The 14,713-nt window shown below is 68.6% G+C and carries 11 protein-coding genes and 1 pseudogene; 9 read left to right on the top strand and 3 right to left on the bottom strand.

Annotated elements, in window-relative coordinates; genetic code table 11:
- Positions 1-68: 68 nt before the first annotated feature.
- Both AC06G6_RS18930 and AC06G6_RS18935 read left to right on the top strand, forming a co-directional pair.
- Positions 69-218, top strand: a complete 150-nt coding sequence (locus tag AC06G6_RS18930; RefSeq protein ID WP_192815748.1) for a hypothetical protein — start codon at positions 69-71, stop codon at positions 216-218.
- Between the two features lie 8 nt (positions 219-226).
- Positions 227-1,374, top strand: a pseudogene (locus AC06G6_RS18935) (N(5)-(carboxyethyl)ornithine synthase).
- A gap of 81 nt (positions 1,375-1,455) precedes the next feature.
- Here AC06G6_RS18935 and AC06G6_RS18940 read toward each other — a convergent pair.
- Complete coding sequence (locus AC06G6_RS18940) at positions 1,456-2,811, bottom strand: MFS transporter (RefSeq protein WP_479824718.1); 1,356 nt, start codon at positions 2,809-2,811, stop codon at positions 1,456-1,458.
- 139 nt (positions 2,812-2,950) lie between these two features.
- Here AC06G6_RS18940 and AC06G6_RS18945 point away from each other — a divergent pair, with 139 nt between their 5' ends.
- The gene (locus tag AC06G6_RS18945; RefSeq protein WP_479824720.1) at positions 2,951-3,805 is read left to right on the top strand and encodes a LysR substrate-binding domain-containing protein; all 855 of its coding nucleotides are present in this window, start codon (positions 2,951-2,953) and stop codon (positions 3,803-3,805) included.
- 281 nt (positions 3,806-4,086) lie between these two features.
- Entirely contained in the window at positions 4,087-4,362 is a 276-nt protein-coding gene (locus AC06G6_RS18950) for a hypothetical protein (RefSeq protein ID WP_479824722.1), read from the top strand.
- A 122-nt stretch (positions 4,363-4,484) separates the two neighbouring features.
- Here AC06G6_RS18950 and AC06G6_RS18955 read toward each other — a convergent pair whose 3' ends face one another.
- Both AC06G6_RS18955 and AC06G6_RS18960 read right to left on the bottom strand, forming a co-directional pair.
- Positions 4,485-8,018, bottom strand: a complete 3,534-nt coding sequence (locus AC06G6_RS18955) for a bifunctional proline dehydrogenase/L-glutamate gamma-semialdehyde dehydrogenase (protein ID WP_479824724.1) — start codon at positions 8,016-8,018, stop codon at positions 4,485-4,487.
- Positions 8,019-8,238: 220 nt separating this feature from the next.
- Positions 8,239-9,702 (bottom strand): amino acid permease, encoded by a 1,464-nt coding sequence (locus AC06G6_RS18960; RefSeq protein WP_479824726.1) that lies wholly within the window; start codon positions 9,700-9,702, stop codon positions 8,239-8,241.
- 142 nt (positions 9,703-9,844) lie between these two features.
- Here AC06G6_RS18960 and AC06G6_RS18965 point away from each other — a divergent pair, with 142 nt between their 5' ends.
- The 5 genes from AC06G6_RS18965 to AC06G6_RS18985 all read left to right on the top strand — a co-directional run bounded on the left by AC06G6_RS18965 (position 9,845) and on the right by AC06G6_RS18985 (position 14,688).
- Complete coding sequence (locus AC06G6_RS18965; protein ID WP_479824728.1) at positions 9,845-10,756, top strand: LysR substrate-binding domain-containing protein; 912 nt, start codon at positions 9,845-9,847, stop codon at positions 10,754-10,756.
- A 64-nt stretch (positions 10,757-10,820) separates the two neighbouring features.
- Positions 10,821-11,249, top strand: coding sequence for an aspartate 1-decarboxylase (gene panD / locus AC06G6_RS18970; protein WP_307465049.1), 429 nt, complete (start codon positions 10,821-10,823; stop codon positions 11,247-11,249).
- Positions 11,250-11,365: 116 nt separating this feature from the next.
- The gene (locus AC06G6_RS18975; protein ID WP_479824730.1) at positions 11,366-12,292 is read left to right on the top strand and encodes an AEC family transporter; all 927 of its coding nucleotides are present in this window, start codon (positions 11,366-11,368) and stop codon (positions 12,290-12,292) included.
- A 39-nt stretch (positions 12,293-12,331) separates the two neighbouring features.
- Positions 12,332-13,462, top strand: a complete 1,131-nt coding sequence (locus AC06G6_RS18980) for an FAD-dependent oxidoreductase (RefSeq protein ID WP_479824732.1) — start codon at positions 12,332-12,334, stop codon at positions 13,460-13,462.
- Between the two features lie 161 nt (positions 13,463-13,623).
- Positions 13,624-14,688, top strand: coding sequence for a GmrSD restriction endonuclease domain-containing protein (locus AC06G6_RS18985; protein ID WP_479824734.1), 1,065 nt, complete (start codon positions 13,624-13,626; stop codon positions 14,686-14,688).
- The last annotated feature ends 25 nt before the right edge of the window (positions 14,689-14,713 follow it).

Consider the following 14,713-nt stretch of genomic DNA (forward strand, 5'->3'; position numbering starts at 1 on the left):
GGACCGTTAGGTCGCTACCTGTATCGTTCGAAGTCAGGAACCTCTCCGGTTCCGCTACAGGAGCGATCATGGCTGACAAATCCCCCCGTCAAGCAGCATCCAAGAAGTCCGGCAAGTCCATCAAGGAAAAGCGGGCCGACAAGCGGACCGCTGCAGCGCCGCCTAGCTCCCTGGACAAGGCCACCAGCTCCAAGCCGGCGAGTCCCAAAAAGAAGTGAGCGGCGCCATGAGCCACCTCACCCTCGGAGTCCTTGCCACCACGCGGAAACCTGACGAGCGGCGCCTCCCGATCCACCCCCTCCACCTGGACCGCATCGCCCCGGAGCTCCGGGAGCAGCTGATCCTGGAAGAGGGCTACGGCGAGCGCTTCGGCGTTTCGGACGAGCACCTGGCACCGCTCGTGGGGCGCATCGTCCCTCGCGCGCAGCTGCTGGCCGAGGCCGACGTCGTCCTCCTGCCCAAGCCGCAGCCCGAGGACCTCGCCGAACTGCGGGACGGGCAGGTCCTCTGGGGCTGGCCGCACTGCGTCCAGGACCGGGCCATCACCCAGCTGGCGATCGACAAGAAGCTCACCCTGATCGCCTTCGAGGCGATGAACCACTGGGCCAGCGACGGCGGCTTCGGCCTGCACGTGTTCCACAAGAACAACGAACTGGCCGGCTACTGCTCCGTGCTGCACGCCCTGGCCCTGACCGGCACCACCGGGGATTACGGCCGGCGGCTGAGCGCCGTCGTCATCGGCTTCGGGGCCACGGCCCGCGGGGCGGTCACGGCCCTCAACGCCCACGGCATCCATGACGTCCAGGTGCTGACCAACCGCGGGGTTGCCGCGGTGGGCTCCCCCATCCATTCGGTGCGGATCGCCCAGTTCGACCACGACGACCAGGCCCCGTTCCTCAGCCAGGTCATCACCGAGCGGGGCCGCGTGCCGCTGGCGCCGTTCCTTGCCGAGAGCGACATCGTGGTCAACTGCACCCTGCAGGACCCGAACGCGCCGCTCACGTACCTGCGCACCGAGGACCTGGACGCCTTCCGCCCGGGAAGCCTGATCGTGGACGTGTCCTGCGACGAGGGCATGGGCTTCAGCTGGGCGAAAACCACCACGTTCGCCGAGCCGATGTTCAAGGTCGGGGACCACATCGACTACTACGCGGTGGACCACAGCCCGTCCTACCTCTGGAATTCCTCCAGCTGGGAAATCAGCGAGGCGCTGCTGCCGTTCCTGGAGACCGTGATCGCCGGCCCGGGGCCTGGGCCGGGAACGAGACCATCCGCCGCGCGATCGAAATCCGCGACGGCGTGGTCCTCAACCCGGACGTCCTGCAGTTCCAGCAGCGGAATGGGGAGTACCCGCACCTGCCGCTGGCGGACTAGCTCCGCCCCCGGCTTCCGCTGCGGAAACGGACAGCCGCTGCGTGGATCCACGCAGCGGCTGTCCGAAAACTGTGCCGAACGCTAGGGCGCGGCGGCTGCGCGGACAATCCTCACGAGCCGCCGCCGGTCCTTCAGGTCCACCTTGAGCATCAGCTGGTCGCGGCGGGCCAGCACGACGGCGACCGTCGCCGCGGCCAGTGCCGGCACCCCGCCGGAGACCAGGATCGCCGTGTGCGGATCCACATGCTCGGCCAGCCAGCCGAGCATCGGCCCGCCGATGGCTTGCCCGCCGATCAGCACCATGATGTACAGGCTCATGACGCGCCCGCGGATGGCCATATTCGAGCTGATCTGGACCAGCTGGTTGGCGGCGGTCAGGAACATCAGGCACCAGAACCCGGCCAGCACCATCGCCGCCCCGAACCACACCATGGACGGCGCCAGCGAGGCGAGGCAGAGCATCAGCCCGTACATTCCCGCCCCCAGGATCACCGAGCGCAGCCTCAGTTCCCGCCTACGCGCGGAGGTGATGGCACCGGCCAGCGCCCCGAGGGCCACCAGCGCGTTCAGCAGGCCGTAGCCTCCGGCGCCGACGTCGTAGACGTTGTCCGCGAAGGCCGCCAGCAGCACCGGCAGGCTCATCGCGAACACGGCGATGAAGCCGGCCATCAGCCACGGCCAGTAAATGGTGGGTTTGCTCAGCGCATAGTTCAGCCCCTCCCGCAGCATGCCCTTGCGCTTGGGTACCGGCGCGCTGATATGCAGCTGGTCCTTCCGCAGCGTGAGCAGCATCGTGACGGTGAAGCAGCAGGCGACGGCGTTCGCGGCGAACGCCCAGCCGGCCCCCACCGCGGTCAGCAGCAACCCGGCGAGCGCCGGCCCGATCAGGCCGCCGAGCTGGAAGGTCGTGGAATTCACGCTGATGGCGTTCCGGAGGTAGGCCGGGCCGACGAGTTCATTGACGAAGACCTGCCGCGCCGGCTGGTCCAGCACGGTGACCAGACCAAGGGCCAGGGCGATCACGTACACGTGCCAGACCTCGATCCGCTGGCTCAGCGCCAGCACCGCGAGGATGGCCGCTAGCACCGCTGCCACCGACTGGCACAGCATCAGGATCTTCCGCTTCGCGAAGCGGTCCGCCATCATGCCCGCCCACGGGCCCAGGAACAGCGAGGGCAGGAACTGCAGGGCCACCGTGATCCCGACGGCGGTGACGGAACCGGAGAGCTGGAGCACCAGCCAGTCCTGGGCAATCCGCTGCATCCAGATGGCGATCACGGCGATGAAGTGGCCGATCGCGAAGATACGGAAATTGCGGACTTTCAGCGAGATGAAGGTGTGGCGCCAGGGCAGCCGCTGGCTGACGACGGCGATGGGCGCGGTGCTGGTGTCCGGGAGTGCAGTTACGTTGGCCTCTAACGGCGGAGGGGGTGCCACAGAAAGTCCTCAAAGGAGCGGGTGAGCGGGAATGCCTTAACGCTAAGCTGGCCGAAAGAGATTGTGGAAGCTTATTCACCGCATAACTCGCATTACGAAACGCAATGCGGCGCGAGAACGCCGCAGTTCAGGAGACCGCATGTTCGAACCCGCCCAGCTGCGGTCCTTCCTGGCCGTGGCTGAAACCCTGAGCTTCACCAAGGCCGCGGAACGCCTGGGCCTGGCGCAGCCGACGGTCAGCCAGCACGTGCGCAAACTCGAGGCTGCCGCGAAGCGGGTCCTGGTGGCGCGGGACACCCGGGACGTGCGCCTGACCGACAACGGCGACGCCATGGCCGGGTTTGCCCGCAGCATCCTGTCCGCGCACGACGCCGCCTCCCGCTACTTCTCCGGCTCGGCCATGCGAGGCCGGCTGCGTTTCGGCACGGCGGACGACCTCGCGATCACCGGCCTGCCGAGGATCCTGCGGGAGTTCCGGCAGGTCTACCCGCAGATCAACCTGGAACTGACGGTGGGCCAAAGCGACCAGCTGTACAAGCGGCTCAACGCCGGCCAGCTGGACCTTGTCTTCGTCAAATGGGTGGCCGGGGCCAAGGACGGCACCGTGGTGCAGCAGGACTCCTTCGCCTGGGTGGGCCTGGAACAGACCGTGCTGGATCCGGCGGAGCCGGTGCCGCTGATCGCCTACCCCGCCCCCAGCCTGAGCCGGAAGCTGGCCATCGACGCGCTCGAAGCCGCCGGCCGGACCTGGCGGATCACGTGCACCACGCGGCAGATCAGCGGGGTGCTGGCCGCGGTCCGCGCCGGGATCGGGGTGGCGGTCATGCCGTCGTCGCTGGTGCCGGATGACCTGAAGATCATCACCCGGCGCTTCGACCTGCCGCCGGTGGGCGACGTCGACTTCACCCTGATCCGCAACCCGCTGGCCAACACCGAGGTGATCGAGGCCCTGACCCAGACCATCGCGGGCCGGACCCTGAAGCGCCCCGCCTGAGCGCCCGGGAGGGCACCTGCGTACTCGCTGATGTACCTACTCGGATTGCGTACTTACGCATACCATTGATCCACTCGACTTCGTGGCTTATCCTGAGTGTGTTGAAGGTCAAGCAGAGGCCAATGACAACGATTCGAAATACGGACGCTGTCCTGTGTGTCTGCCGTGCGGCGACCTCCGGAAGCGTTCGGGATAGGCCGACAATGACGCCAGCCGTTAACCGCCCCCACAGTCCCGCATCAGCCAGAGGCCTCAAGCAGGCGGGCCCTCTTTCTCAGGTAGTGCACCGCGGTTCCGCCGCGCACCACCCCAGCCGCGGACGTCTGGACCCGCACCCGACGACCCTGGTGGAGGCCGAGTACGTCGGCAGCCCTTACTGCGAACGCTGCGGCACCGACGAGTTCATCTACCTGGAGACTTTTGTCCCGGCCACTCACCACCGGGACGGTTCCATCAACAAGCTGGGCGAAGTCACGTACTTCTGCTCCGGTTGCGACGACTTCTCCGCCCACGCCGTCCCTGCCTCGTGGGTTCCCCCGGGCTGGTACTTCGGCTGATTCGGCCGGCAGGCTCCTAGCCGAGCCACATAAATCACGAGCCGGGCGGCCACTATTGGAGGGTGGCCGCCCGGCTCGTTTGTGCTGTCTGCCAGGGGTGTGCGTCCCCGCAGACGCGAACCCTAGATCAGTCCGTCCGAGATGTGGTTCGGGGTGCCGAAGCGGTGGGCCGTGATGCTGACGGCCTGCTCGTGCAGGAACGGCAGCAGTTCAACGCGTCCGGCTTCGGTGACCGGGTGGAAGTAGACCGCCAGGTCGGGACGCCCGCCGGTCGCCTCGGCCAGAGCCTTGGCGTCCCCGCCGATGAGCCGGATCCGCGAGGTCGCGAGCCGGGCCGCGCCGGCGAGCCTGCCGGCGGAGGCCAGCCAGTCGGCGTCGCTCTCCACGGTCACGTCGATGCCCAGGCCCGCGAGCACGGTGCGCAGCCGGGCGGGGAGGTCGACGGCGGTGGATACCGTCAGCGCGGAGCCCGCCAGGACGCCAGCCGCTACGGTCCGGACCAGGTCGGCGAGACGTTCGCCTTCGGAGAGCCGCACCGTGACCGGCAGGGCCCGGTAGCGGAAGATGTTCCGCTCGGCAGTGAGCCCGGAGACGTCCTTGGCGGTGCCGAATTCCTCGGCCCAGGCGAGGGCATCGGAGGCCAGGGCGCGCTGCAGCGGTTCCAGTTCGCCGTCGGCCAGGAAGCCTTGGGCTGCCTGCTCGAGCCTGCGGACGCCGGCGTGAGCGGCCCCCTGGCCCGCCGCGGAACTGGGCTTGCTGACCCATTCGCCGAGCCCGACGAGGTAGTTGGGCCCGCCGGCCTTGGTGCCGGCGCCGACGGCGGACTTCTTCCAGCCGCCGAAGGGCTGGCGCTGCACGATGGCGCCGGTGATGCCGCGGTTGACGTAGAGGTTGCCGGCCTGGACCGTGTCGAGCCAGAGGTCCAGTTCCGCCGGGTCCAGCGAATGCAGGCCGGAGGTGAGGCCGTACTCGATCTGGTTCTGGATGGCGATGGCGTCCTCCAGGGTTGCGGCGGTCATCACGCCCAGGACGGGGCCGAAGAATTCGGTGAGGTGGAAGTAGGAGCCGCGGCGCACGCCGAAGCGGACGCCCGGGCTCCACAGCTTGCCCGTCCCGTCCAGCTGCTTCGGCTCGACGGCCCAGCTTTCGCCTTCGCCGAGCGTGGTGAGGGCGTTGAGCAGCTTGCCGCCGGCGGGTTCGATGATCGGGCCCATCTGGCTGGACGGATCCTCCGGGTAGCCGACCTTCAGGGAGGTGACGGCGTCGATCAGCTGGTTGTGGAACCGCTTGGACTTGGCCACGGACCCCACCAGGATCACCAGCGAGGCGGCGGAGCACTTCTGCCCGGCGTGGCCGAAGGCGGAGTACGCGACGTCCTTGGCAGCGAGATCCAGGTCGGCGCTCGGGGTGACGATGATGGCGTTCTTGCCGCTGGTCTCGGCCAGCAGCGGCAGGTCCTGGCGGAAGGAACGGAACAGTTCGGCGGTCTCGTAGCCGCCGGTGAGGATCACCCGGTCCACCGCGGGGTGGGAGATCAGCTGCCGGCCAAGCTCGCGCTCGCCCAGCTGGACCATGGTCAGGACGTCCCGCGGGACGCCGGCCTCCCACAGGGCCTCGATCATCACGGCACCGCTGCGGCGGGCCTGCTTGGCGGGCTTGATCACGACGGCGGAGCCGGCGGCGAGGGCGGCCAGGGTGGAGCCGGCCGGAATGGCCACCGGGAAGTTCCACGGCGGGGTCACCACGGTGAGCTTGGCCGGGACGAAGGTGGCGCCGTCGACGTCGTCGAGCTTGCGGGCCGCTTCGGCGTAGTAGTGCGCGAAATCGACGGCCTCGCTGACCTCCGGGTCGCCCTGGTCGATGGTCTTGCCGGTTTCGCTGGCCATGACCTCCAGCAGTTCGGCGCGGCGGGCTTCCAGGACATCGCCGGCGCGGTGCAGGACCGCCGCCCGCTCGTCGCCGGAGAGGGCGCCCCAGGCCTTGCCCTTTTCCACGGCGGTGTCGATCACCGTGTTGAGGGTCTGCTCATCGTTGATGGTGGCCGCGGCCACGGCGGCGTCGCCGAGGGTCGAGGACGGGACCCGCTCCAGGATGGCGCGGCCCCAGTCGCGGTTGGCCGGCAGCGAGGGGTCGGTGTCCGCGGTGTTCTCGAAGGAGTCGTGCGGCATCGGCTCGGCCGGAAGGCTGCGGTTCTGCCGGCGGTTGGGCGGCGGGACCTCGTCGTCGAGCCGGGCGAGGGAGGCGAGGAAGCGCTGCTTCTCGCGCTCGAAGAGGGATTCGTTCTCGCTGAGTTCAAAGACCGCGGACATGAAGTTGTCCTGGCTGGCGCCTTCCTCAAGCCGGCGGATCAGGTAGGCGATCGCGACGTCGAACTCGGCCGGGTGGACCACCGGGGTGTAGAGGAGGAGCGATCCGACGTCCTTCCTGACGGCTTCCGCCTGGCCCTGGGCCATACCGAGCAGCATCTCGAACTCAATACTCTGCTGTGCGGTATCCGCGATGCCGCGCTGCTTGGCCAGCAGCCAGGCGAACGCGATGTCGAAGAGGTTGTGGCCGGCGACGCCGATCCGGATGTTGCGGATCCGGTCCGGGTGCAGCGCGTAGTTGATGACGCGCTTGTAGTTGGTGTCCGAGTCCTGCTTGGTGCCCCAGGTGGCGAGCGGCCAGTCGTGCAGCGACGCTTCGACCTGCTCCATCGGCAGGTTGGCGCCCTTCACCACGCGGACCTTGATCGCGGCGCCGCCAGCGGCGCGGCGGGCGGAGGCCCAGTCCTGCAGGCGGATCATGGCGGCGAGCGCGTCCGGGAGGTAGGCCTGCAGCACGATGCCGGCCTCGAGGTCCTTGAACTCCGGCTTGTCCAGGATCCGGGTGAAGACCGCGATGGTCATGTCCAGGTCCTTGTACTCCTCCATGTCCAGGTTGATGAACTTGGCTTTCCCTCCGCCGACGGCAAACGAGGCGGCGCGGGTGAAGAGCGGGGTGAGCTTCTCGACGACGTGCTCCACGGCCTCGTCGAAGGCCCAGGCCGAGTGCGGGGCCACCGTGGAGGAGACCTTGATGGAGACGTAGTCGACGTCGGGGCGGGCGAGCAGCTTGTGCGTTCCCTCGAGGCGGCGTGAGGCCTCGTGCTCGCCGAGCACGGCCTCGCCCAGGAGGTTGACGTTGAGCTTGATGCCGTCCTTGCGGATCTTGGCGATGGCCGGGCCGAGCTTGGCGTCGGTGGCATCGACGATGAGGTGGCCGACCATCTCGCGGAGCACGCGGCGGGCGATCGGGATGACCACCTGCGGCAGCGCCGGAGCCACGGTGCCGCCCAGGCGGACGGCGCCGCGCATGTACCAGGGCAGGAAGGCGGGGACCTTGGGGGCCAGCGCGGCGAGGTTGCGGGCGGCGACCGCCAGGTCCTCGGGGCGGACGACGCCGTCGACGAACCCGACGGTGAAGTCCAGGCCGTTGGGATCCTTCAGGACACCGGCCAACTGCTCGGCGGAGGCGTCCACCGGGACCTTCGCCGCCTCGGTGAGCCAGTGGCGTACCAGCCCGATGGTCTCCTCGGCGAGGGCTGCGGCCTCGAGGACCGGGGAGCCTTCCGAGACGGGTGCGTGCTCGGCGGCGCTGCCGGCAACCACGCCGGACTCCGTTGAAATGTTGGTCATGGCTGGTACTCGTTCTTTCTCAATATGTGGACCCTTCTAGACTCAGTATGCGACCGGATTTTCATAAGATAAAGCGATGTTTTCCGAGCAATACTGGTTAGAAAAGTCGAAGGTTCTCGCGGCGGGCTCAACAGTCCCGCACAGACGGATGCGCTATCACTTTTGGCCCCCAAAAGGCGTGAATGGGAGCCAAAAGTGATAGCGCAACTCGGGTTGTCGGTTAGGCGAGGGGGCGGTGCATCTCCACGAGCTCTTCGTGCCGCGGGCTGTCCGGGTTCATCAGCGAGTGCTTGCGGCCGTAGCCGAAGTAGATGATCAGGCCGATGATCAGCCAGACGCCGAAGCGGGCCCAGGTCTCCCAGTGCAGCTGGAGCATCAGGAACGCCGATGCCAGCACGCCAAACGCCGGAACCAGTGGCATCCACGGCAGCCGGAAAGTGCGCGGGGCGTCGGGCTTCCTGTAGCGGAACACGATGACCGCGGTGCAGACAACGACGAACGCGGCCAGGATGCCGATGTTGGTGAGGTCGGCGACGGCCTTGATCGGGAACACGCCGGCCAGCAGGGCGGAGCCGATCCCTGCGATCCAGGTGACGCGCTGCGGCGTGCCGTGGCTGTCCGTCTTGGCAAACCAGCCGGGGAGCAGCCCGTCGCGGCTCATTGAGAACCATACGCGGGTGACGCCGAGCAGGAAGGTGAGCATCACGGTCAGGATGGACAGCACGGCAAAGACCGAAATGATGGTGGCGATGACCGGCAGCCCCACGCTGTTGAATGCAGAGGCGAAGCCGGCCTTGGGGTCGATCTCCTGGTAGTTCTGCATGCCGGTGAGCACCAGGGTGGCCGCCACATACAAGAGCATCGCGATGATGAGGGACATAATGATGGCCTTCGGCATGTGCTTCTTGCCGTCCTTCGCCTCTTCGGCGGCGGTGCTCATGGCGTCGTAGCCGAACACCGCGAAGAACACCGTGGCGGCTCCCGCCACCACCGGACCGAAGCCGCTGGGCATAAACGGGTTGTAGTTCCCGGTATCGATGTAGAAGATGCCCAGGCCGATGATGAACAGGATCAGGACGACTTTGATCCCGACGGCGATGAGCTCGAACCGTCCGAAGGTCTTGGTGCCGCGGGACAGGATCCAGGTCACGAGGAGGCAGACGGCGATCGCCGGGATGTTGACGATGCCGCCGAGCCCTTCATCCGGCGTGGACGTCATCCAGACGGGCATGTTGATACCGATGCCGGTCAGGAACGCGTCGAAATAGCCGGAAATGCCGATGGCCACCACGGCCACGATCGCGATGTATTCCAGCAGCAGGTCCCAGCCAATGAACCAGCCGATGATTTCGCCGAGCGCGACGTAGCCGTAGGTGTACGCCGAACCGGCCCGCGGGATCATGCCCGCGAATTCGGCGTAGGACAAGGCGGCCGCCGCGGAGGCGAGTCCCGCGATCAGGAAAGAGAACAGAACCGCCGGGCCGACGCCGGGCTCCGTCTCGCTGCCGTGGGCCACGAGGCCCGCCAGGGAGAAGATGCCGACGCCGATGATGCCGCCGACGCCGATGGCCGTCAGTTGCCAGAACCCCAGGCTCTTCATCAATCCGCTGTGGAGGTTTTCTTCCTCGATGTCGTCGATGGGCTTGCGCCGCATGATCGACCTGTCTATGTCTTTTGTAGCCATCAGGGTCTCCTGCTTAGGTGTGGTGCCCATCAATCCACCCTGTGATGGGAATTACTGAACGACAACAGTATGCAACCGGGATTGCATTAGATAAAGTGAATTCTCCTAATCAATAACCGTTAGAATTCAAAAAGGAATAGCGATGCTGGATGTCCGGCGGTTGCGCCTGCTGCGCGAGCTGAAGATCCGGGGCACCCTGGCCGAAGTCGCGGAGGCCCTCCAGTACAGCCCCTCCTCGGTCTCACAGCAGCTGGCCCTCCTGGAGAAGGAGGCCGGCGTCGAGCTGCTCCGCAAGACCGGACGCCGGGTCCAGCTCACCCCGCAGGCCGAGGTCCTGGTGGCCCACACGGCGCAGCTGCTGGAAACGCTGGAACAGGCCGAGGCTGACCTTGCCGCGTCGCTGACCACCGTGACGGGCACGGTCCGCATCGCTGTGTTCCAGTCCGCGGCGCTCGCCCTGATGCCTGACGCCCTCACCCGGATGTCGTCACGCTATCCCGAGGTGCGGATTGAAATGATCCAGCGGGAACCCGAAACGGCGCTTCACGAGACCTGGGCCCGGGACTTCGACCTGGTCATTGCCGAGCAGTACCCCGGACACGCGGCCCCCCGGTATGCCGAACTCGACCGGCTTCGGCTCACCAGCGATGCGATCCGCCTCGCCGTTCCGCCGCGTTCCCCCGACCGTCCGGCGGTCATGACCCTGCAGGACACCGCCGGGCTGGCCTGGGTGATGGAGCCGCGCGGGGCGGCGTCGCGGCACTGGGCCGAGCAGGCCTGCCGCAGCGCGGGGTTCGAACCCGACGTCCGCTACGAGACGGCTGACCTGCAGGCGCAGATCCGGCTGATCGAATCCGGCAACGCCGTGGCCCTCATGCCGGACCTGGTCTGGACCGGCCGGGGGACGACGTCGCAACTGATCACCCTGCCGGGTGATCCGCACCGGACCATCTTCACCTCGGTGCGGCGCTCCAGCGCCAAGCGCCCGGCCATCCTCGCCGCCCGGGAGATCCTCGCCGAGACTGCCGCGTCCATCCCGCCCGCCGGCCCTTAACGTGGCCGGCGGTGTCGGCTGGCTCACAGCGCTTCCGGCGGGCCGGCGCTAGACTGGTGCCGTTATGAATCGCACAATATTCAAGTCCAAAATCCACCGCGCCACGGTCACGCACGCGGACCTCCACTACGTCGGTTCGGTCACCGTGGACCTGGATCTGCTGGAAGCGGCCGACATCCTTCCCGGCGAGCTGGTGTCCATTGTTGACGTCACCAACGGCGCCCGGCTGGAGACCTACACGATTGCCGGCGAGCGCGGTTCCGGCGTCATCGGGATCAACGGTGCTGCCGCGCACCTCATGCACGAGAACGACATCGTCATTCTGATCACCTACGCCCAGATGACCACGGATGAGGCCAAGGCCTACAGCCCCAAGGTGGTCCATGTGGACAAGGACAACAAGATTGTCCAGATCGGCAACGATCCCGCGGAGGGCCACACTCCCGGGATCATGCGCCCGCCGTATGCACTGAACAACGCCGCGCTCAACTGACGCCTGCAAACCGCGGAAATGCTTCCGCCGTAACAGGCGCCCGCCACTAATAAAGCTGATTAGTCTGGGAGGGTGACTGCCAACCCTTTCCCGCCTTCCACGCCGCGGACCGCCGCGTGCTAGGGGTCCTGGCCGGCTTCTTTGTGGTCTGGTGCATCATCCTGGTGGGCATGTTCGTCGGCCGGCGCGGCATCCTGGGCGAGAACGCCCGCTCCGTGCTGAGCGCCCTGACGTTCTTCGTCGCCAGCCCGGCGCTGCTGTTCGAAACACTGAGCAAGGCCAAACTGCAGGACATCTTCGCGGCGCCGCTCCTGGTCACAGCGTTCGGGGCCATCGCGACGGCGGCGCTGTTCTTCATCATCGTCCGCTTCCTGCTCAAACGCTCGGTGCCGGAATCGCTGATGTCCTCGATGGGCGCCTCGCTGGCCAACTCCGCCAACCTGGGCATCCCCATCGCCGTTTATGTCCTCGGGGACGCCAGCTACGTGGCCCCGCTGCTGATCTTCCAGCTGGCCTTCTTCACGCCGCTGTTCCTCATGGCGCTCGACGCCACCACCAGCAGCCACCGGACGACGCCGCTGGGGTTCGGGCTCATGATCCTGCGGAATCCGATGATCGTGGGCTCCGGCCTCGGCCTCCTCGTCGCGGGGACGGGCTGGCGGGTTCCGGAGCTGGTGATGCAGCCCATCCACCTGATCGGCGGCGCCGCGATTCCGGCCATGCTGCTGGCCTTCGGCATGAGCCTCAACGGCTCCCGGCCGCTGCAGGCCTCGGCCGGCCGGCGCCTGGACACCCTGCTCGCCAGCGGCTTCAAGCTCATCGTCCACCCGGCGCTGGCCTATGTCTTCGCCCGCTTCGCCCTCGGCATGGAGGGCCAGGCGCTCTTCGCGGTCGTCGTCACCTCGGCCCTGCCCACGGCGCAGAACGTCTTCGTCGCCGCCAGCCGGTACCAGACCGGCCTCACGGTCGCCAAGGACACCGTGCTCATCACGACCATCGTCGCCGTGCCGGCCATGATCGGCGTCGCGCTGCTGCTTGCCTGACGCTCCCTTATGCCAGCACCAACACCCTCCGGAGGACCCATGACAACCAGCCTGGACACCGTCGTCATCGGAGGCGGGGCCATGGGCTCGGCGGCCGCCTGGGCCCTGGCCAGCCGCGGCCGGGCCGTTACCCTGCTGGAGCAGTTCAGCCCCGGACACCGCAACGGCGCGTCGCACGGCGCCACCCGGAACTTCAATCCCGGCTATGCGGACCCGGACTACGTGGCGATGCTCGCCGAGGCCGTCAGGCTGTGGGACGAGCTCGAGGCTGACGGCGGCGAGCGCCTCCTGGCGCGCACCGGCGTCGTGAACCACGGCACTGATCCGCGCCTGGGCGAGGTGCGGACGGCCCTGCGCGGGGCCGGGCTGCGGGCCGAGTTCCTGAGTGCCGCGGAAGCCGCCGAACGCTGGCGCGGCATCCGGTTCGACCAGCAGGTGCTGCACATGCCCGACGGCGGGCAGCTGAATCCCGATGCGGCCCTGCCGGTCCTGCAGCGTCTCGCCGCGGGCCGCGGGGCGGATATCCGGCACCGGGTCAAGGTGCTGGACCTCGCCGTGGAGGGCGACGGCGTCCGGCTCACGGTCGACGCCGGCGGGCGCACCGAGGTACTGACCGCCCGGCAGGCCGTGGTCACCGCCGGCGCCTGGACCGCGAAACTGCTCGGCACCCAGGCGCCCCTCCCCCGCCTCACCGTGACGCAGGAGCAGCCGGCGCACTTCGCCATTGCGGACGAGGGTGCGCTGTGGCCCGGGTTCAACCACGTCCCGGGCCAGGGGGCGGAGTTCGCCGACTGGTACTCGCCGGTCTACGGCATGCCGACACCCGGCGAGGGGATCAAGGCCGGCTGGCACGGGGTGGGGCCCGTTGTGGACCCGGACCGGCGGTCGTTCACGCCGGAGCCTGCCCAGATGGCGGCGCTGCAGCGCTACGCGCGGCGCTGGCTGCCCGGAGTGGACGCGGACTCCCTCACCGACATCAGCTGCACCTACACCACCACCGTGGACGAGAACTTCATCCTCGACCGCATCGGACCGCTCGTGATCGGCGCGGGCTTCTCCGGCCACGGGTTCAAATTCACCCCCGTGATCGGGCGGATCCTCGCCGACCTCGCCACCGGCGCCGGGCCAGCGCCGGCGATCTTCTCGGCGTCCCGCCCGAGGGTCCGCTGACCCCGCTTCCCCGGCCAGCCCCCAGCGGGGTCAGATCGCGCCCGTTCCGGGCCACGGCATGGGCGCGAGGTGACCCCGCGTTGCGGTGGGCCCCGGTAGGCTGGGACCGGTCTTGGGCTGCTCCGCCGAGACCCGGGGCAACGGCACGAAGTGGGGAAGAATTGCAGAAGGTAAGACCGCGCGGCCGCGCGGGATCCGGCACGGCGGGATCCAGCACCGCCAGGTCCGGCGCGGTCGACTGGATCGCTGCCGGGCTGGCGGGGCTGCTGCTGGTCTCCGCCACGGCCTGCGCCGGCACGGGAACGGCCCCGGCCGCAGCGCCGGCCCCCGCCGCTAGCTCCACCGCCCCCGCCTCGAGCCCCGCGCCCGCCGCGGAGACCGGCACGCCGGACCCCGGCACGAGCGACGGCGCCCCGACGACCCAGCAGCCGGCCGCCGCCGGCAAGGCCCTGGACGTGCTGGCCACGATTCCGGTCAAGGGCCGGGCCCCGAAGACGGGCTACTCGCGCGACCAGTTCGGCCAGGCCTGGGCCGACGCCGACCGCAACGGCTGCGACACCCGCAACGACATGCTCCGCCGGGACCTGACCGACCTCGCCCTCAAGCCCGGCACGCGGGACTGCGTTGTCCTCTCCGGCATCCTCAACGACCCCTACACGGCAACCCTGATCAACTTCCTCCGCGGCACCAGCACCAGCCCCGACGTGCAGATCGACCATGTGGTGGCCCTCAGCGATGCCTGGCAGAAGGGCGCCCAGCAGCTCACGGAGGCCCAGCGGCTCTCCTTCGCCAACGACCCGCTGAACCTGCTCGCGGTGGACGGCCCCACCAACCAGCAAAAGAGCGACGGCGACGCCGCCACCTGGCTGCCGCCGAACAAGTCCTATCGCTGCGACTACGTGGCCCGCCAGATCTCGGTCAAGTCCAGCTACGGGCTGTGGGTCACCCGGGCGGAGCATGACGCGATGGCACGGGTCCTGGCCGACTGCCGGGACACCGCCACCCCCGCAGGCCAGGCAGCACCGGCGCCGGCCGAACCCCAGCCGGAGGCCCCGGCCGCCGTCGCACCCGCACCGGCCGCCCCGCCCGCCGCACCGGCCCCTGGTGCGGTGTACTACGCGAACTGCGCCGCCGCCCGTGCCGCCGGCGCCGCGCCGCTCCGGGCTGGCCAGCCGGGCTACCGCGAGCAGATGGACGGCGACCGCGACGGCGTCGCCTGCGAGTAGCGGGTGGCGGGTAGCGAGCGAACAG

Source organism: Arthrobacter sp. CJL-S3, from assembly GCF_056711635.1.